Below are 18,929 nucleotides of genomic sequence, written 5' to 3'. Positions count from 1 at the left end.
GGCATAAAAAATGCACCCCTTGGAATTACATCGGATTTACCCAGGGGTTTTTCCAATGTCTATTCTAAGGGGTGCACTTCAAAGACTGCTGTGGAGTGTCTTTTTTGCCGTATGTACATTTGGTTCAATGATTTTACAGTAAGGATTTAATTGTAGGAAATAGTAGGATATAATAAGGCAAAGTGATCTAAAAATAGGAGATATATGACATGCCGTGGATGCAGGGTTACCCGTATTATTTAGTAATGGGCAGTATGCTCAGTCTCTATATGGGCATTGGCTCCCATAAATCCCGCAAGACGCCGGGAAGGCGTTATCTGTGGATACTGATGTTCATTGTCAGCGTGATTTTTATGGCAACGGCAGCGGAGATTATGTCCGCCGGATTCTCGGCCAAGCTTTGGTGGAGAAACATACAGCAGATTCCTTTGTTCTTCAGTACATTGTTCACGTATGCGGTTATTAAGGATTATGTCGCTAAACCGGCAGGGGGGATATCGCGAAGACTTGCACTCTTCTCCATACCGGTCATTCTGGATATACTCCTGATATTTACAGACTCCTATCACCATTTGATGCGCAGTTCGGTAGGAATGAATACGGTTCACGGGATCAGTGGAATTGAGGTTCACCCCACAGTGCTAAGCATGCTTCTAATCGCCTATGATCAGCTGTTTGGTGTGTATGCGGTTGTGCTGCTGGCCACTTCTCTCTTTAGCGCCCCGAGACACTATCTGGGACGTCATTTGCTGATGCTGTCAGGTCTGATGGTACCTGTAATTTCTATTTTTCTGCTGCCTGTTCTCAAGATAACAATTACGGGCTTTACAGCCATCACTATGTTGCCGGCTACTCTGGCCGCCTATCTCACTTTATTCAGTGACCCCCGCATTTCTATTTTTTCCTTGGCTAAACACAAAATATTTGAAAATATGAAAAACGGCATTATTCTAACGGATATTCAGGACCGGATTATCGATATCAATGATGCGGGAGAAACCATGATATCCCATATTACAGGGCACTTCCCGCATACATGGATAGGACAAGACATTCATGCGTTGCTTAATAGCCATCATGAACTCAAGCATCACTATGTACATAAGACTGAAGGGGAATTCGAAATTGACCTCTCCACCCAGGAGAACCTATGCTACGGAGTTTCACTGGTTCCGACAGAACGTGATCAAAAAGATTCTACCGGCATGCTGATTATCATCAGTGACCACAGCGCTAAGAAGCGGTACGAACGTGAGCTTGTCCATCAGGCTACCATTGATGATTTGACTGGGTTGTACAACCGCAGGCATTTTATGCGTTCCGTGCACAACCATGGCCTGGACGGGGGAGCAGGGATGGCTCTGTTGCTCATTGATATTGATGATTTCAAATTGATTAATGACACATATGGACATTTAGCGGGCGATCAGGCACTGGTTGTATTCTCCGAAAGGGTCCAACGGATGTATAAAGATCGCGGTATCGCTGGCAGAGTGGGCGGCGAGGAATTTGCTATTTGCTTCTTTTCCAGTGATGAGGAAGCAGCCCTTATGGAGGCAGAGACCTTCCGCAAGACGATGGGCAAACATGTGGTTACTTTGGACGGCGGAGTACGGGTGCACCTGACGGTAAGTGTCGGAGTAGCGTATACCGAAGGTGGCAATGTAACTTTCGAAGAGCTGTATGGTCTGGCGGATGATGCACTGTATATCTCCAAAACGACAGGTAAGAATAAGGTCACTCTTGGCGAGTGGTCTGTTAAGCTGGCCCAGGCCTAATCGAATGTTTCAGAATTTGCAGCTTGCGCGAGGTTCTTAGAAGAGGCCGACACGGCAGCGCGAAAGGGGGATTTTATGTATCAGACTTATATATTTGACCTGTATGGAACCTTGATCGATATTGAGACGGACGAGGATCAGCCAGCCGTATGGGAGAGACTGGCTGTTCATTTTGGATATCAAGGGATGCCGATCACCGCTAAGGAACTACGGCGCAGATATTTGGAGGAACGCGATACCCGGCTTGCGGAAGCGTCCAAAGATTATGAGTACCCGGACTTCGTTATGGAGGAGGTCTTTCAGGCCGTAGCCCTCAGTCTTGGCGGTGAACCGGATGGGCAGTGGCTTGAAGAGACAGTAAGATGGTTGCGGACGTTGTCCATGGTTCGTATTTCACTCTATGAGGGCGTGGAGGACATCCTCCGGACGTTGCGGGAAGGCGGCAAAAAGGTTTACCTGCTCTCCAACGGCCAGAGGACTTTTATTGAGGCAGAGCTAAGGATGCTTGGCATTCTGGATTTGTTCGATGGAATCGCTATTTCTTCGGATGCCGGAGTATGCAAGCCCGATCCGCTGTTCTATCAGTATCTGGCAGAGACCATGAAGGCTGACTTCACTTCCGCCCTCATGGTGGGCAATGATCTCAGCACGGATATTGCCGGTGCAATACGAATGGGAATCGACTCCTGCTATATCGAGACGGCTTCATCTCCTCGCAATTTGAAAGTGAACAGTACCATGGAGATCATGGACGGTGATCACCGGAAGATTCCGGGTTGGCAGTTGTAGTCTTGGGCATATGCGAGCTCTCTGCGTGGAACAATCATCTATGTTACAATGTGGATGCATTACAATGTAAGGAGGACAGAACGAAGATGAGCGGAAAAGTGAATGAGAAGGAAATGATCTCGGTAATCGCAAGTAAAACCAAGGTGGATCCAGGGCTGATTCAGCTCGTGCTAAAGCATGAGCAGACCTTTATTAATAAGGCTAAGGCCAATGCTAAGGGAGAAGTCGATATCGACAGCGATGATCTCGTGGACTATGTGACAGGCCAGCGTGACGTTAAGCTGGATGAATTGACCGTGGAGAATATCCTGGATGCTGAGATGGATTATCTGATGGATAAAGGCTTGGCGGGATACGTGGACTAGAATTTTATGGGGCTCATCGTCTGCTAACAAGGTGGGGATGAGTCCGTTAATTTTAAATTTAAATATTTTGTTGCTTTTGTTAAATGGGTGTGCTATATTTAATTCATCAAGTCAACGTTAATTCACATAATGTAAATGGTTATCATTTATGTGTTAATGGAGCCCTTTACAATGTGTGAATTTTTATTTGTTCGTATTTTCACTACAGCAATAAAAGGACATGTGTTAAATTTATTTTGGAGGTAATATCATGCAAACAGGTACAGTTAAATGGTTTAATGCAGAAAAAGGTTTCGGTTTTATCGAGGTTGAAGGCGGAAGCGACGTATTCGTACACTTCAGCGCAATCACTGGCGACGGCTTCAAAACTTTGGACGAAGGTCAACAAGTTGAGTTCAACGTTGTTCAAGGCAACCGTGGACCACAAGCCGAAAACGTTGTAAAACTGTAATTAAACATTTTTAAGACCCTTAACTTTGTTGAGGGTCTTTTTTGTTGTTTCATAATAATACTAATTGACAAAAAAGCCGGTTTGGGGACAATATAGTTGGAAACGCTAACATGGAAGAGGGAACAGGAGTGTACAGTAAATTCAGACAAATCAATACGCTGCGCAATCAGATTTTTATAGGATTCCTTTTTGTCATGCTTATCATTATCGGGGTCGCCGGCGCATTCGTATACGATAAAGTATCCGTCCTACTCAAGAATAATGCGGAGAGACATATCCAGCAGACCGCCGTACAGGCAAGCGGAAGGCTGGATGCGCTGATCGGGCAGATTGATAGCCTGACCGCGCAGGTGGCTAATCATTCAACGGTGCAGCAGCTCCTGCTGAAGGAAATGGGCGGGGATAAGGTCAGCTTTAACCAGCGGCAGTCCCTGCAACAAATAGTCTCCAGCTATCAGACGTACATGCCAAGTGTCGGATCCCTTGAACTATATACTGCGGATTACCAGCTATTGTTCCCCATCCGGGAAGGCAATCTGAGCATCCGTATCGACAGCCGTTACATAGAAGAAGCTAATAGGCAGAAAGGGAGGCTGGTCTGGATCGGTATTGACCCCGGTGATAATCAGAGCTTACTCGCGATTCGTCAGGTAAGTATGATAGATCGCTATTTCTCCAGGGGCGGTTATCTGATCGCGCGGATTCAGCGCAGCTACTTTCAGCTAAATGATCCGATAGTTGGTGCGAGTAACGGGGAATCCATTCTACTCGCCGACAGTAGCGGGGAGGTTCTGGGTACAAGCCTCGGTCCGGAAGTGGATCTCTCTCCGCTTCTGAGCAGCAGTGATCAGACGGTCAATTTTATGGACAAGGATTATGTCACAGTCAAACAGCTATCAGAAAAGACGGGCTGGACGCTACTAGTGCTGACACCAGTAAGCTATGTTACGGAAGGGTTATCCGTACTCCAGACTGTCCTTTTGATATCCGGGACCATCGGAGCGCTACTCTTTCTTATTATGTCCTTTGTTCTCTCCACCATGATTACCCGGCCTATTATCAATCTGATCCGGGCGATGCGCAAATCGCGGTTAGGCGTACTTACACCGAACCCTGTCACAGCATCAACGATGGAGCTTAGAGAGCTGAACCATACGTATAACGCAATGGTTACCAATATGAATGATTTAATCCAGAAGGTGTATGAGAAAGAGGTGCTGCAGAGCCGTACCGAGCTTAAAGCGCTTCAGGCTCAGATCAATCCGCATTTCTTGTTCAACACCCTTGAGGCATTTAACTGGTCGCTCGAAGAGAAGGGTGAACAAGAGCTTGCTGGACTGGTGGTAGCAATGTCCAGGCTGTTTCGTTATATTATTGCTAGTCCCCATCAGGCTGAATGGGTAACCATCGGAGATGAAATGGAACAGGTCAAACGTTACTTGCTGATCATGGAGATGCGGTTCGGGCACAGACTGTCCTGGTCGATTGAAATGTCTCCGCAAGAGGCTGCAGTGCCGGTTCCTAAGCTGCTTATTCAACCAATTGTAGAGAATGCGATTAGGCATGGGGTTGAAAATAGTATCAAACCTGGGAATATTACCGTTCGGGTAACCCCTTCTGTCCAGGAAGGCTGGACCCGTATATCTGTTCAGGACAATGGCCCGGGCATGGATGTGAATATGCTTAACGCTCTTTATGGTACCTTGGAAGGTGGTCCGTCGATATCGGCTAAGGGTACAGGTGTGGGGCTTGTAAATGTTCAGAAACGCTTGAAGCTTTATTTTCAGAGCGAAGGCTTGAAGCTGGAGGGACTGCATATCGAGAGCACGCCTTATGAGGGCACGGTGATCTCTTTTGAAATACCTAATAACGGGGGTTATCCGAATGAGATTGAATAATACAAAAACTATACTGATCGTGGATGATGAACCCAGAACGCGGCAGGGGATCAGGCAGACGCTGGAGGTATGGGCTGAGGGTCGTTACCGGATAGAAACCTCCGACAATGGAGTGGAAGCTCAGAAAAGGCTGCAACAGGAGACTGTTCATTTACTTATTACCGATGTTCGGATGCCGGAAGTTAGTGGACTGGATCTAATCCGGTCGTTGGATGGCCACACTCACCGTCCGGTTGTAGTGGTTATCTCAGGTTATGCTGAATTTCAGTATGTGCAGCAGGCTCTTCGACTGGGGGCGGTGAACTATTTGCTGAAGCCGCTTGATAAGAAAGAGCTTCTTGAGGTTGTTGAGGAGGCGCTGAAGCGTGAAGAGGAGCAGCAACGCCGGGAGAAAATGGAGAAGATGGTGGATGTGAGGCTGATGGAGCTGGATCCTGGCAGCAATATGTCCATCGGGGAGCCGGTCAAAGTGGCGCTGGCTTATTTAGATTCTCATTTGCAAGAAACGTTAACCATGGCGGACATGGCCCAGCGGCTGCATCTGAATGCCAGTTATTTCAGCGTGCTTTTTAAGGAGCAGGTAGGGTTGCCGTTCAGCGAGTATTTGTCGCGGCTACGCATTCAGCGGGCCAAGGAATTGCTGGTGCATACACGCCTGTCTATAGCGGAAGTTGCAGAGCGGGTAGGCTATCAGACCGACAAGTATTTTATTAAGGTGTTCAAGTCTTTGGAAGATCTAAGTCCCAGCCGGTATCGGCAGAAAATGACAGGACATTCTGATGAAATCCAATAATAATGGAGTTATACCCAATAATTTTATGCTTATAGTCATTAGTCCCTGGTGCTAGAATAACTATGATAGCGGTTTCATGACCGTGTAACAACAACCATGGAGGTTATCATTCATGTCCAAGAACAAGATCAGACAGAGCCTGCTCCTGACTTTAGTGTTCATGCTCCTTCTGACAGGCTGCGTCAGTGGCAAGAACAATAACGCTCCCAACTCTGCAATCACATTAAATGGAGAGGCTTCAACTGATATATCGGCTGAGCAGAAGGTCACCATCAACATGATGCACCTGTGGCCAGCGGCAGTTTCCGCCCAACAGAACAAGCTGGTTAGCCAGATTATTGAACAGTATCAACAGGAGCATCCGAATGTAACCATCAAGCAGGAAGTACTGGAGAACGAGCAGTACAAGAATAAGCTGAAAGTGCTATCGGCTTCCAACGAGTTGCCGGATGTGGGCATTACCTGGGCCGCCGGATTTATGGAGCCTTATGTGAAGGGCGGATTGTTCGCACCGATTGATGATATAAAGGATGGAGCCCTGCTCAAAGATAAATTCGTTGCAGGAACTACAGAAGCTTATTCCTTAGAAGGTAAAACTTATGCCCTGCCGATTGAGTTCAATATTTCCCCGGTCTATTACAACAAAGCGATATTTGAAAAGTACAATCTTCAAGTGCCAACCACATATGAAGAATTCAAGAATGTAGTGAGAACACTTTCTGAGAAGGGTGTTACTCCTATTGCCCTTGGCAACAAAGACCGCTGGACCGGCTCACTGTGGTATATGTACCTGGCTGACCGGATTGCTGGCAACGACACACTGAAAAAAGCCATTGACGGCGAGGGTTCCTTCGAAGATCCCGCTCTCGTGCAAGCGGCGGGCGAGATACAATCCCTCGTGGACATGAACGCCTTCAACAGGGGTTTCAACGGACTGTCTAATGATGAAGGCAAATCTGAATTCACGAGTGAAAAAACGGCCATGTACCTAACAGGTACCTGGGAGCTTCCGAACTTCACCACCAACCCGGACATTCCGCAGAAATTCAAGGACAAAGTCGGATTCTTCAAGTTTCCGACGGTCGAAGGCGGTAAAGGTGATATCAACAGCTGGGTCGGTGGACCGGGCGTAGGCCTCTTCGTCGCGGAGAATTCAAAGGTCAAAGAAGAAGCGAAAGTGTTTGTCGAATATTTCGTTGCTAAATGGGGTGAGGATTCTGTAACAACAGCTGGCGTTATTCCTGCCACCAAGGTTGATACCTCGAAGTCCCAACTGCCACAGTTATATATCGAGCTGCTGAATGAACTGAACAATGCCAGCAGCATCACGCTGTTCGCGGATATTCAAATGAAGCCGAACGCGGCCCAAGTCCATCTGGACATGATACAGGCGCTTTTCGGTGAGGCGGTTACACCGGAGCAATTCGCCGTCAAACATAAAGAAGCGATAGAACAAGGCAACTGATTACAATACTTCTGCCCCTGATGATTAGTCGGTTCGGTCAAAGGATGAAATACAAAAGGCTGTTCATGAGTCCAATTGGACTTCTGAACAGCCTTTTAATTACACTCACAATGAACTAACCCATGGCGGCAGCGGAACCTTTCTGCTCCTCTGCCGGATCCAGACGCACTAGGGCATGTTTCTCCCAGGCCCGGCTCCGCCAGCGGAAGTACATAATAACCGCCCGTGTCCATTCATCGGTTGCCGTGGCAATCCATACCCCGGCTAGCCCCAAATCCAGCGTGAACACCAGGAAGTAACCCAGCGGCAGGCTCATGCAGACCATGGAGATGAGGCCCATATACACCGGGAACTTGGCATCCCCGGAGGCACGCAGGGAGTTGATAATGACCAAATTGCAGGTGCGGCCCGTCTCCAGGAAAAAGCTCAGCAGAATGACATGTGCTCCCATCAGAATGATGCTCTCATTATTCGTAAAAATACCCATCAGCGGCACCCGGAAGATGATGACTAGGGCATCAATAATCACTGTTGCCAGAAGTGCCCACTTCACGCTTGAGAACACGCGGATGTAAGCCTCCTGCGGACGTCCCGCGCCGACTAGACGGCCGACCATGATGGATGTTCCCATGGAGACGGCTACGCTGAACAGGAAGATGTAGCTGGAGATATTGAGTGCATACTGGCGGGTAGCCATAGCTTCCGCGCCCAGGTACGTTATATACATCGTAAATACCAGCTGGCAGCATTGATAGATGACCGATTCGAAGGCCGAAGGGATACCGATTTTTAGAATTTGCAGAACGTACTTTTTAGTAAGGTTTATATAGTAACGGAAGGCAACGCGAACCTCCATAATTCTGTAGAGCAACAGGAAGAGGAGAATCAGACAAATAAATCTGCTGGTGACTGTGGAGATGGCTGCGCCTTGAACGCCGAGTGCCGGGAAGCCGAAATTCCCGAAGATCAGAATATAGTTGCCGACTACATGAATAACATTCATCAGCATGGATACAGCCATCGTCTGCTTCGTGAAGCCGTGCGTGCGGATAGTAGCAGCCAGTGCGTTAAGCAAAGCCTGGAAGAAGATAAAGCTCCCGACAATCTGAATATAGGACTGTGCATAGCCGAGAATATCATTCTTCACATTAAGCGCAATCAGCAGTTGTTTGCCGAACAGGAACAGAACTGTACTTAGGATAATACCTACCGCCAGATTTAACGTAATAGCGTTACCAATTACTTGAGCTGCTTCCTGCGGTTTCTTAGAGCCTAGATACTGGGATACGACGATGGCGGCGCCGTTACCGATTACGCTCAATACCAGAATGGCGATGGCAATGATCTGGTTGGCTGCACCTACCCCGGCTACCGCATCATCAGCCACCGAACTGATCATAAATGTATCTACACTGCCCATAAGCATGAATAAGAACAGCTCCAGGAAAATCGGCCAGGTCAGCCGTACAAGATTTAACTCTTTGGATTTCAAACGCGCACCTTCTTCATTAGGATACCGGATCCACTCCGAACAAAGGGTATGTTAGCACAGCTTTTATTAAAATGCATCAATATTTCTGAGGGTTGTGCAAACTATGTAAAGGACCGGCTGAACTTGATTTATTGGCTGATTTGATTTACTAATAGTAATTAGCTACAATAAAATAAGTTTCTGCGGAAAAGAGGCTGAATCCTCAGCGCAAACTGCCTGCGGAAGAACAGCATTAAAATAATCTTGAGGTTGGAGGGATTTATAGTGTCTAGCAGTAGTTACGCACCTTTATTGGATGCTTTTCAGTTTATGAACGGAGTTTCGCTTAAGAACAGAGTAGTTATGGCCCCGATGACTAACTTCTCCTCGCTGGATGATGGAGTTGTATCCGAACAGGAAATTGCATATTATATCCGCCGTTCACGGGGTGTTGGAATGGTGATCACGGCTTGTGTCTATGTCTCGCGTGGCGGAAAAGGATTTAAAGGGGAGTTTGGTGCGGACCGGGATGAGTTAATACCCAGCCTGCGCAAACTATCTGATGCTATTAAGAGCCAAGGGGCAAAGGCCGTTCTGCAAATATTCCACGGAGGCCGCCAATGTCCGTCTGATCTCCTGCCGGATGGCCAGACTGTCAGTGCGAGCGCCGTTCCTGCGGAATTGCCGGGCGGCGGCAGAGGACCGGTGCCCCGTGCATTAACAGAGGAAGAGATCACAGGCATTATCGCTGATTTCGGCGAAGCGACACGCCGGGCGATTGAAGCGGGTTTCGACGGCGTGGAGATCCACGGCGCCAATGGGTATCTGGTTCAGCAGTTCTTCTCTCCTCATTCGAATACCCGCGAAGACCGCTGGGGCGGGAACCTGGAGAAACGCATGGCCTTCCCGCTGGCCGTTGTTGAGGCGGTTAAGGGGGCGGCAGCGGCTCATGCCCAATCTCCGTTTCTTATCGGCTACCGTTTCTCGCCAGAGGAACCTGAAACTCCAGGTATTACCATGGAGGAGACCTTCGCATTGATTGATGTCCTGAAAGAACAAGGGTTGGATTATCTGCATGTGTCTCTGCGGGAATTCTGGTCTCTTCCCCACCGCGGCACCACGGATCCCCGTCCCCGGATGGAGCAGATCCTTGATCGGGTGGCCGGAAGCGTTCCGGTTATCGGGGTAGGCTCTCTTTACAGTGCAGATGATGCTCTGAAAGCTTTCAACAGTGGTGTAGCACTGGTAGCCTTAGGACGCCCACTGCTGATCGATCCGGACTGGGTAGAGAAAGTGGCTGAAGGCCGGGCTTCTGAGATAGCTACAGAGCTGGACCCTACTGCACAGGAAGAGCTAGTGATTCCGGACCCGCTATGGGGTGCCCTTGTGCATACCCCGGGCTGGCTACCGGTTAAGGCGACTTCTTGATGTAATCATGTAAAAACCCGTATCACCTTTTATGAGGTGGTACGGGTTTTTTGATAAGAATAAAGCTGTTTTGAGTGAAGCGTGTCTCTGCTTAAGCCTTTTGCTCGAACAGTTTAGCAATTTCAATGATGACCTGGGTAGCCTTCACCATGTTGTCCGCTGAAGCATATTCAAACTTACCGTGGAAGTTCTCTCCCCCCGTAAAGATGTTCGGAGTGGGCAGACCCATGTAAGAAAGCTGGGAGCCGTCCGTTCCTCCGCGGATAGGGCGAATCACCGGTGCAATTCCCAGGTTCTCCATGGCCTCATGAGCGATATCGACAATGTGCCGTACAGGTTCGATCTTTTCACGCATATTGTAGTACTGGTCATTTAGTTCAAGAGTAATGTTGTCATCACCGTATGTACTCTTAAATTCATCTACTACGGATGACAAGAAGGCTTTGCGTGCCTCAAACGACACACGATCGAAGTCGCGGATAATATAGTGAAGCTTGCTGCGCTCCGCACTTCCCTGGATGGATATCAGGTGATAAAAGCCTTCATACCCCTCTGTGAATTCGGGAGCTTCCCCGGCAGGCAGTCTTAAGTGCAGCGCCATAGCGATTTTAGAGGAATGTATCATCTTATCCTTGGCAGTACCCGGGTGAACGTTCACTCCGTTGATCGTGATTTTGGCTGCCGCCGCATTAAAACTCTCATATTCCAGCTCGCCAAGCGGTCCGCCGTCTACTGTATAGGCATAGTTAGCGCCGAATGCAGCTACATCAAACTTATGTGGTCCGCGTCCAATCTCCTCATCAGGTGTAAAGGCCACCCGCAGCTTGCCGTGTTTGATTTCCGGATGATTGATCAGATAAGCCATAGCCGTCATAATCTCGGCAATTCCCGCCTTATTATCTGCACCTAGCAATGTAGTGCCATCTGTTGTGATCAGTGTATGTCCTTTGTACCCCTCCAGCTCAGGGAAGCTGGCTGTAGAGAGTACAATGTTCAGCTCCTTATTCAGTACCAGATCGCCGCCTTCGTATGACTCGATGATTTGCGGCTTCACACCCTCTCCTGTGAAATCGGTAGCTGTATCGAGATGCGCCAGGAATCCGATTACCGGAATATCCTTATCACTGTTCCCCGGCAGCGTAGCCATTACATATCCGTTGTCATCCAGTGTTACCTCTTGCAACCCAATTTCGCGCAGCTCCTCTACAAGCTTGCGTGCGAGCACCCATTGTCCTTCGGTGGAAGGACAGGTATCGCTGTCATCATCAGACTGCGTATTCATTTGGGCATAAGAAATAAAACGGTTCATGACTTCTTGCTTCAATATATCCATCTCCTCTTTATTATCGTAAATATATAGTATCATGTTCTAAGCACAGTCTCATCTTTGCAGTGTCTTAATCTATTTCTCTTCCTATTATCTTACCGCTCCAGGTACCCCCCTAACCGCTCAATACACCTCGTCCAACCGCTTCAAGTGCCTCCTCCAGCCGTCTGAGAGCTTTCTTTAAATCTGCTAGCTTCCATCCAGGCCTTCCTCCCTCTTTTTTGCCGTGATTTTGTTGTTTTCGACCGAATTCTCCCCGTATCAGCGGAATTATATATCCATCGCTGTTGTCAATTCTGTCTTCTTGTCGAATAGTGGTTTTTGGGAGGACTACTTATTTGGCCGGCGAATCTCTTCCATTGCCCTGAGGTCAGTCATGCTTAAATTCATGAATCTATATGGGATGGTTATAATCCCTTGAAGGCTTTAGCTGTCAGCTCATAGGAGTGTAGCCGGGCGGTATGATCATAGATCTGGGAAGCAATGATAAACTCATCGGCGTCTGTTTCCTCTAGAATCTCAAGTGCTCTTGTTCGGATCGAGTCCGCATCGCCGGCAAGAGAATATTTCATTTTATCCAGAAGAAGGGCCTTCTCTTGCAGCGTCCACATTTCATCCATACGATCTACCGGAGGCTGGAGCTTACCAGTGCGTCCACGGATAATGTTAAGGAACTGCAACTGCTGCGAGGTCGCCAGACGGCGGGCTTCTTCTATTGAATCTGCCGCTGTGACGCCCAGTCCGACCATGACATGCGGACGATCAAGTGCCGCTGATGGACGGAAGCTGCTGCGGTATAAATGCAGTGCAGGAAGAAGATAATCGGGCGCGAAATGGCTGGCAAAAGCAAATGGAAGACCGAGTTGGCCTGCCAATTGTGCACTGAAGCCACTGGAACCCAGCAGCCAAATGGGAATATTCAGGCCCTCACCTGGAATCGCGCGAACACCTGGTGGACGGGAATCAAAGGTGTCGGGATCCAGGTATGACTGCAGCTCAGCTAACTGCTCGGGAAACTCATGACCGTCACGGCTGAGGCCTCTTCGAAGAGCCCGCGAAGCCGGCTGGTCTGAACCAGGAGCTCTTCCAAGCCCAAGATCAATGCGCCCGGGGTATAGTGATTCCAGTGTCCCGAACTGCTCCGCGATGACAAGCGGGGCATGGTTACTTAGCATAATGCCGCCCGAACCTACACGAATACGCTTTGTACCCGCTGCTACATGACCGATCACAATTGAGGTCGCTGAGCTGGCAATACCGGGCATGTTGTGATGCTCCGCCAGCCAATACCTTTCATAACCCCATTGTTCCGCATGGCGTGCTAAGTCCAGGGTATTTTGAAGAGAATCTGCCGCTGTGCTTCCTTCAATAATAGGTGCCAGATCGAGTATGGATATCGGTATGTCCTGAAGCTGCTTCATTGTATCCCTCCTGTATATATCCTCTATATAGTATTATCAAGCAGTATTTGCAGCTGAGAATCAAACTACCCCATGAGTATAGCATGAATATATATTATCAACATACTTTAAGTAAGCGCATTGATGGGGAATGAACAAATTGGAGAGTGATAATGTAGTATTAACGATATTTTGAAAAGCTTTTCAAAATATCGTCGTTCAAGGCACCGTTTTTATCTGAATATTTTTAAGATTAGTAGGAAAAATAGATATTTACGCATGAAAAAGAACTAAAAAAATATTGTAAGCGGTTAAAAAACCTCTTGTGCTGTGACAATCACCTTGTTATAATCACCTTGAAAAGGTTTTCTAAAAAGGAAGTTATCAGTCATGAAGCCAACAATCAGAGATGTCGCCAAGATGGCCGAAGTATCCATCAGTACCGTATCCCGTGTGATGAATGCACCGGAAACGGTGGTGGAAAGTAAACGAACTAGGGTAATGAACGCTATACAGGCCCTGCAATATCAGCCGAATGCATTCGCACGTGGACTGATCTACAAGAAATCATTCACGCTGGGTCTTCTCATTCCGGATATTGAGAATCTATATTTTGCAGGAGTTATCCGGGGCATGCAGGATGCGTGCAACAGATTGGGTTACAGTCTGATGATCTGTAATACGGACCGCGATAAGGAACGCCTCCTGTCCTATATCGATGCTTTCCACGAGAAGCAGGTGGACGGAATCGTATTTGCCAGTGATGTTCTGTACCCGGAGTATTACGAGAAGCTGGTAGGCTGCCGGATTCCCTTTGTGCTTGTCTCTTCCCACTCGGATGAATATGATATCCCCTGCGTGGAGATCGATGATGAAGTTGCAGCCTATGAGGCTGTGAAATTTCTAATCGATCTGGGTCACAAGCAAATTGGTATGATCGGCTTCAACCATGACAACTCGATATCGGGGCCGCCGCGTTACGATGGATTCGTTAGAGCTTTGACGGAACACGGGCTGGAGTACAATGTAGAGAAGATCCGTTCTGCCAACCACCGCTTTGAGCATGCGTATCAGGCTGCACATGAGTTGTTCACGGCTTACCCTGAACTAACCGCTGTATTTTGCGTCGCTGACGAATTTGCCATGGGAACCATATCCTATCTGAAAGACCGCAATATCCTTGTACCAGGGCAAGTATCCGTTATTGGATTTGATAATCTGCGAATGTCCAGTATGTTCATACCTAAGCTGACTACCATTGCTCAGCCGATCTATGAATTGGGGTACAGGGCAGCAGAGAAAATTCATGAATTGCTTACCACCGGAAGCGTCAAGGTCAATCGTGAAAAATTGGAGCACAGATTAATCGTGAGGGAGTCCTCACGGGAGAAATGAGCAGGCTCCTTTCTTTTCCCGGCAGACTGAAAAGCTTTTCAATAACCAACAAAACCAAAGGTAGTTTTATATTACAGACTAGGAATTAGAGCACCTGAAAGCCAAAGAAAGTGAAAAATAAATATAACACGGTATTGGAAACGCCCATTCGGTGTGTTATCATGGAAATGAAAGCGTTATTATTATAGTCGCGGAACAAAAAATAATTTTTTACGAAAGATCAGAGGCGTTTCTGAAAAGCTTTGCAAGGGAGGTGATTGAGCCTGGTAACGGTTCGGGCAACCGTATCATCAATGAATAATGCAATTCTCTAAAACAATTAAAGGGGATGTATGAAAAGATGAAAAAAGCTTCAGGACGTAAAATGTCGCTCGCTTTGGCCCTTTGCTTATCATTTACAATGATGCTGAGTGCATGCGGTAACGGAGGTAACAACAATAATGCTGCTCCAACGGATCCTCCGGCAGCGACCAATAATCAAACAGCAGATAACAATCAGGCATCGACAGACAACGGCGGTACAGACGCTGCGGGCACTCCGCTGGAGTTGGCGATGAAAGGTGAATATAAAGGAACCAAGGTAACCATGTTCGGACCGTTCGTGGATGCTGACCAAGTGAAATTCGAGAACAGCATTAAGGATTTTGAAGCTAAAACAGGCATCGACATTCAATATGAAGGCTCCAAGGAATTTGAAGCTACAATCAACATCCGTGTTGACGGCGGCAACGCTCCTGATATTGCGGACTTCCCGCAACCGGGTCTGCTCTCTTCCATTGCTAAAACAGGCAAAGTGGTTGACCTGACTAACGTTCTGGATCAAGCCAAATTGAAAGCCAACTACAACCAAAGCTGGCTGGATATGTCCACTATGGACGGTAAAGACGGCAAAATTATGGCCGGTATCTGGAACCGCAGTAACGTAAAGAGCCTTGTATGGTATCCTAAGAAACAATTTGAAGAAGCCGGCTACACCATTCCTCAAACTTGGGATGAAATGATGGCCTTGACCGAGCAAATTGCCAAAGACGGCGATCCTGCATGGGCAATCGGTATTGAAAGCGGAGCAGCTACCGGCTGGGCAGCTACAGACTGGGTAGAAGATATTATGCTTCGTACGACCACTCCTGAGAATTATGACAAATGGGTAAAAGGCGAGCTTCCGTTCACTTCCCCAGAAGTTAAACATGCAGTAGAAGTAATGTCCCAAATCTGGATGAACAAAGATTATGTTTATGGCGGTACTAAATCCATCGTAACCACTGCATTCGGTGATGCTCCAAAACCAATGTTCGACAACCCGCCGAAAGCCTGGTTCCACCGTCAAGGGAACTTTATTACAAGCTTCTTCCCTGAAACAGCTAAAGTAGATGAGGATTATGACTGGTTCTACCTGCCGTCCATTGATCCGCAATACGGCAAGCCAGTGCTGGTAGCAGGCGACATTTACGCTATGTTCAACGATCGTCCAGAAGTTCGTGCGGTTATGGAATTCTTCACTACTGGTGAATCCATCAAAACTTGGGTACAATCCGGCGGCGTGATCGCGCCAATGAACGATGCTTCACTCGACTGGTACAGTTCTGAATCCGATCGCCGCATGGCGAAGCTGGTTCAAGATGCTTCCACACTCCGTTTTGACGGTTCTGACCTCATGCCTGGTAAAGTAGGTGCAGGAACCTTCTGGAAAGGAATGACCGACTACGTAAGTGGTACGGCTACTCTTGACCAGGCACTGGAACAAATTCAGTCCGGTTGGAATAACTAATAGGCCAAACGTAACTTAGTATTAAAAAGGCAGCACACATGAAGAGGGGCAGCAAGGTTGGCAAGAACATCTGCCCCTCTTTTTGTCTGCTTATAGGAGGAGCTTACATGGGTGCACAAGCAAAGCAAAGAATCAGCATGAAGGCGGTGCTTTTATCCCTGGTTGTACTCGCAGCCAACATCGTCGTTAACGGTCTGATCTTCAGGTTTTTCCGGGATTCGACGCTGAATCCGCTGGTCACTGCGGTTCTTGCCGTCCTTTGGGGCGTGCTGGGCGTTTATTTAATTTACTATACCCTCACATGGGCGGTTGAACAGTACCCTGAATTTATACGCAAAAGGGTGCTCCCCTTTATTTTTGTCGGGCCTGCAGTTCTGATCCTGGGCTGGCTGCTGATTCTGCCTGCACTGCGGACGTTGTATCTCAGTTTTTTCAACGCATCTTCTGAGGAATTTGTTGGACTCAGCAATTATGCCGCTATCTTCAGTGATCATCTGATGGCGACTGCACTGCGCAACAACTTGCTCTGGGTGTTCGTGGGAACACTGGCATGCGTCACCTTCGGTCTCTTGATTGCCATCCTGGCAGACCGCAGCAGTTATGAGAAAATTGCTAAATCCATTATTTTTATGCCGATGGCGATCTCTTTCGTAGCAGCAGGGGTTATATGGAAGTTTGTATATTACTATCAACCTGGCGATGAACAAATCGGATTTCTGAACGCGATTGTGACTTATTTCGGCGGTGAGCCGCAGGCTTGGACCAGCATGCTGCAGCCGTGGAACAACTTTTTCCTCATAGTAATATTGATTTGGATGCAGACCGGGTTCGCGATGGTTATTTTCTCCGCGGCGATCAAAGGTGTTCCAGAGGATATTATGGAAGCGGCGCGTGTGGATGGAGCATCGGAGATCAAAATCTTTTTCGGAATCATGATTCCTTACATTTCGACCACGATCCTGACGGTAACAACAACCATTATTGTCTTTACGCTGAAAATATTTGACGTCGTCATGGTGATGACGGGTGGTCAATACGATACAGAAGTGGTGGCGACTCAGTTCTACCGGCAGTTCTTCATGTACCGTAACTTCGGTTACGGATCGACGCTGGCGATTGTTCTGCTGATTGCAGTCTTGCCTGTAATCATTATTAATCTGCGACAGTTCCGCAAGCAGGGGGGATTCTAATGGTCGGCAAGAAGAAGAGAAAAGGAAGTAAAACCATTGTTAACATCGTTCTAGGCTTCATTTGCTTTATATGGCTGCTGCCGACACTGGGACTCTTTGTCTCCTCATTCCGTCCGGCGGTCGACATCCTGCATACCGGCTGGTGGAAGGTGTTGCCGCATCAGGAATGGACAGCAGGGAAGACGATTCAACTCTCCAAGGACGTGGATCTCCGCGAACCCATTGAAGTGAACGGCAAGACTTATAGCGACGATGAGCTTAAAGCGGGTGTTACCGTTGACGGAAACCGCCTGCTGTGGGAGAACCGCAGAGCGCGCACGGTTAATGTTCAAGAGCAGGGCTGGGAGACTAAACCGGATCTGACGCTGGACAACTATAAAAATGTACTTTCAGGCAAGGAATATAAACTCAAGGAAGCCGATGGTAGCGAAACGGTGCAGAAGGGTTCAGGTTTGTCGCAGGCGTTCTGGAATACGCTGACGATTGCTGTTCCCGCAACGGTAATTCCTGTACTGATTGCCTCTTTTGCCGCATATGCTTTCGCCTGGCTGCGGTTCCCGGGCCGCAAAACCTTGTTCGTCATCATTATTTGTATGCTCGTCATCCCGATCCAGGTTGCACTCATTCCGGTGCTGAAGGATTATACGGCGCTTGGTTTGAACGGCAGTTATTTAGGGATATGGCTGGCGCATACCGCTTTCGGTCTGCCGCTGGTAACGTATTTCATGTACAACTTTATCAGCCAGCTGCCAAAAGATTTGTTTGAGTCGGCGTTTATTGACGGAGCGAGTCATTTCACGATATTCAGCAGACTGATTCTACCGTTATCCGTACCTGCGCTGGCTTCAATCGGGATCTTCCAGTTCCTCTGGGTATGGAATGACTATCTGGTCTCCCTTATCTTTATCGGGAACCAGCCGTCCGTACAGGTGATGTCCATGAAGATCGCTGATCTCGTCGGATCACGCGGCAACGACTGGCATTTGCTGACCTCTGCCGCCTTTATCTCGATGCTGATGCCGCTGGCTATTTTCTTCCTGCTGCAAAAGTATTTCGTACGTGGCCTGATGGGCGGATCGGTCAAAGGTTAAGAGACTGCGGGGAAATATAAAACAAATATATAAGCTGAACTTAAGTATTTAACAAAAAGGTATAGGTAACGAAGGGGGATTTTTGGAGCTGGAGGAGCGGTAGCGTCCGCCCGAAAGCTTTCCGAAGGAAAGCTCGCAACGGAAGCATATGCTGTCTCCGGATTTCAACCGCGGAGAGCGGTTTTAATCAAGAAATCGGGAGACAACAGCGGCCGGAAGTCCAAACATTCACCGTAGTTACGGCCTCAACCAAATGGAAAGTCTTATGTTCAGAATAAACAGATCAAAGACAGAAGCAGACTGCTGTTAGGAGGAGCCGC

At 47.9% G+C, this 18,929-nt stretch carries 15 protein-coding genes; 12 read left to right on the top strand and 3 right to left on the bottom strand.

The window, feature by feature from the left end:
- Positions 1 to 209 precede the first annotated feature (209 nt).
- The 7 genes from ACAN55_RS07640 (at position 210) to ACAN55_RS07610 (ending at position 7,539) form a co-directional block, all read left to right on the top strand.
- On the top strand, positions 210 to 1,778 hold the full coding sequence (locus ACAN55_RS07640) for a sensor domain-containing diguanylate cyclase (RefSeq protein WP_379130317.1): 1,569 nt from the start codon (positions 210 to 212) through the stop codon (positions 1,776 to 1,778).
- A gap of 75 nt (positions 1,779 to 1,853) precedes the next feature.
- Entirely contained in the window at positions 1,854 to 2,567 is a 714-nt protein-coding gene (locus tag ACAN55_RS07635; RefSeq protein WP_379130314.1) for an HAD family hydrolase, read from the top strand.
- A gap of 86 nt (positions 2,568 to 2,653) precedes the next feature.
- A complete protein-coding gene (locus tag ACAN55_RS07630; RefSeq protein WP_379130311.1) occupies positions 2,654 to 2,932 on the top strand; it encodes a hypothetical protein in 279 nt (92 codons plus the stop codon).
- A 250-nt stretch (positions 2,933 to 3,182) separates the two neighbouring features.
- Complete coding sequence (locus ACAN55_RS07625) at positions 3,183 to 3,383, top strand: cold-shock protein (protein WP_379130309.1); 201 nt, start codon at positions 3,183 to 3,185, stop codon at positions 3,381 to 3,383.
- 110 nt (positions 3,384 to 3,493) lie between these two features.
- A complete protein-coding gene (locus ACAN55_RS07620; RefSeq protein ID WP_379130305.1) occupies positions 3,494 to 5,281 on the top strand; it encodes a sensor histidine kinase in 1,788 nt (595 codons plus the stop codon).
- Entirely contained in the window at positions 5,268 to 6,074 is an 807-nt protein-coding gene (locus tag ACAN55_RS07615) for a response regulator transcription factor (RefSeq protein ID WP_379130302.1), read from the top strand. The genes ACAN55_RS07620 and ACAN55_RS07615 overlap by 14 nt, the downstream gene beginning before the upstream one ends.
- Positions 6,075 to 6,186: 112 nt before the next feature.
- Entirely contained in the window at positions 6,187 to 7,539 is a 1,353-nt protein-coding gene (locus ACAN55_RS07610; protein WP_379130299.1) for an extracellular solute-binding protein, read from the top strand.
- A gap of 115 nt (positions 7,540 to 7,654) precedes the next feature.
- Here ACAN55_RS07610 and ACAN55_RS07605 read toward each other — a convergent pair whose 3' ends face one another.
- On the bottom strand, positions 7,655 to 9,031 hold the full coding sequence (locus ACAN55_RS07605; RefSeq protein WP_379130297.1) for an MATE family efflux transporter: 1,377 nt from the start codon (positions 9,029 to 9,031) through the stop codon (positions 7,655 to 7,657).
- A gap of 309 nt (positions 9,032 to 9,340) precedes the next feature.
- Between ACAN55_RS07605 and ACAN55_RS07600 the strand changes: the two genes are divergently transcribed.
- Positions 9,341 to 10,438 carry an NADH-dependent flavin oxidoreductase gene (locus ACAN55_RS07600; RefSeq protein WP_379130367.1) on the top strand — a complete coding sequence of 366 codons (1,098 nt, stop codon included), beginning with the start codon at positions 9,341 to 9,343 and terminating at the stop codon, positions 10,436 to 10,438.
- 91 nt (positions 10,439 to 10,529) lie between these two features.
- Here the strand turns inward: ACAN55_RS07600 and pepT are convergent, their stop codons facing one another.
- Together pepT and ACAN55_RS07590 are read right to left on the bottom strand one after the other, a co-directional pair.
- Positions 10,530 to 11,762, bottom strand: coding sequence for a peptidase T (gene pepT, locus ACAN55_RS07595; RefSeq protein WP_379130295.1), 1,233 nt, complete (start codon positions 11,760 to 11,762; stop codon positions 10,530 to 10,532).
- A 410-nt stretch (positions 11,763 to 12,172) separates the two neighbouring features.
- Positions 12,173 to 13,186, bottom strand: a complete 1,014-nt coding sequence (locus ACAN55_RS07590) for an LLM class flavin-dependent oxidoreductase (protein WP_379130291.1) — start codon at positions 13,184 to 13,186, stop codon at positions 12,173 to 12,175.
- 369 nt (positions 13,187 to 13,555) lie between these two features.
- On the opposite strand from ACAN55_RS07590, the gene ACAN55_RS07585 reads away from it, so the two are divergent.
- The 4 genes from ACAN55_RS07585 to ACAN55_RS07570 all read left to right on the top strand — a co-directional run bounded on the left by ACAN55_RS07585 (position 13,556) and on the right by ACAN55_RS07570 (position 18,609).
- The gene (locus tag ACAN55_RS07585; protein WP_379130288.1) at positions 13,556 to 14,560 is read left to right on the top strand and encodes a LacI family DNA-binding transcriptional regulator; all 1,005 of its coding nucleotides are present in this window, start codon (positions 13,556 to 13,558) and stop codon (positions 14,558 to 14,560) included.
- A 340-nt stretch (positions 14,561 to 14,900) separates the two neighbouring features.
- A complete protein-coding gene (locus ACAN55_RS07580; protein ID WP_379130286.1) occupies positions 14,901 to 16,328 on the top strand; it encodes an ABC transporter substrate-binding protein in 1,428 nt (475 codons plus the stop codon).
- Positions 16,329 to 16,435: 107 nt separating this feature from the next.
- On the top strand, positions 16,436 to 17,518 hold the full coding sequence (locus ACAN55_RS07575; RefSeq protein ID WP_379130283.1) for a carbohydrate ABC transporter permease: 1,083 nt from the start codon (positions 16,436 to 16,438) through the stop codon (positions 17,516 to 17,518).
- Positions 17,518 to 18,609 carry a carbohydrate ABC transporter permease gene (locus ACAN55_RS07570; RefSeq protein WP_379130281.1) on the top strand — a complete coding sequence of 364 codons (1,092 nt, stop codon included), beginning with the start codon at positions 17,518 to 17,520 and terminating at the stop codon, positions 18,607 to 18,609. The genes ACAN55_RS07575 and ACAN55_RS07570 overlap by 1 nt, the downstream gene beginning before the upstream one ends.
- Positions 18,610 to 18,929: the final 320 nt, after the last annotated feature.

The organism is Paenibacillus oryziterrae (assembly GCF_042610485.1).
In the GTDB taxonomy this organism is placed as follows: Bacteria; Bacillota; Bacilli; order Paenibacillales; family Paenibacillaceae; genus Paenibacillus_AQ.
Note: the sequence above shows the minus strand (reverse complement) of the source record. Positions and strands in the feature narration are given on the sequence as shown.

What these genes read in the sequence shown, in the direction of transcription:
- ACAN55_RS07610 (WP_379130299.1), top strand. Translation starts at nt 6,187, where the DNA reads ATGTCCAAGAACAAGATCAGACAGAGCCTGCTCCTGACTTTAGTGTTC.
- ACAN55_RS07600 (WP_379130367.1), top strand. Translation starts at nt 9,341, where the DNA reads ATGAACGGAGTTTCGCTTAAGAACAGAGTAGTTATGGCCCCGATGACT.
- ACAN55_RS07585 (WP_379130288.1), top strand. Translation starts at nt 13,556, where the DNA reads ATGAAGCCAACAATCAGAGATGTCGCCAAGATGGCCGAAGTATCCATC.
- ACAN55_RS07570 (WP_379130281.1), top strand. Translation starts at nt 17,518, where the DNA reads ATGGTCGGCAAGAAGAAGAGAAAAGGAAGTAAAACCATTGTTAACATC.
- ACAN55_RS07580 (WP_379130286.1), top strand. Translation starts at nt 14,901, where the DNA reads ATGAAAAAAGCTTCAGGACGTAAAATGTCGCTCGCTTTGGCCCTTTGC.
- ACAN55_RS07625 (WP_379130309.1), top strand. Translation starts at nt 3,183, where the DNA reads ATGCAAACAGGTACAGTTAAATGGTTTAATGCAGAAAAAGGTTTCGGT.
- ACAN55_RS07635 (WP_379130314.1), top strand. Translation starts at nt 1,854, where the DNA reads ATGTATCAGACTTATATATTTGACCTGTATGGAACCTTGATCGATATT.
- ACAN55_RS07640 (WP_379130317.1), top strand. Translation starts at nt 210, where the DNA reads ATGCCGTGGATGCAGGGTTACCCGTATTATTTAGTAATGGGCAGTATG.
- ACAN55_RS07630 (WP_379130311.1), top strand. Translation starts at nt 2,654, where the DNA reads ATGAGCGGAAAAGTGAATGAGAAGGAAATGATCTCGGTAATCGCAAGT.
- ACAN55_RS07590 (WP_379130291.1), bottom strand. Translation starts at nt 13,186, where the DNA reads ATGAAGCAGCTTCAGGACATACCGATATCCATACTCGATCTGGCACCT.
- ACAN55_RS07620 (WP_379130305.1), top strand. Translation starts at nt 3,494, where the DNA reads ATGGAAGAGGGAACAGGAGTGTACAGTAAATTCAGACAAATCAATACG.
- ACAN55_RS07615 (WP_379130302.1), top strand. Translation starts at nt 5,268, where the DNA reads ATGAGATTGAATAATACAAAAACTATACTGATCGTGGATGATGAACCC.
- ACAN55_RS07575 (WP_379130283.1), top strand. Translation starts at nt 16,436, where the DNA reads ATGGGTGCACAAGCAAAGCAAAGAATCAGCATGAAGGCGGTGCTTTTA.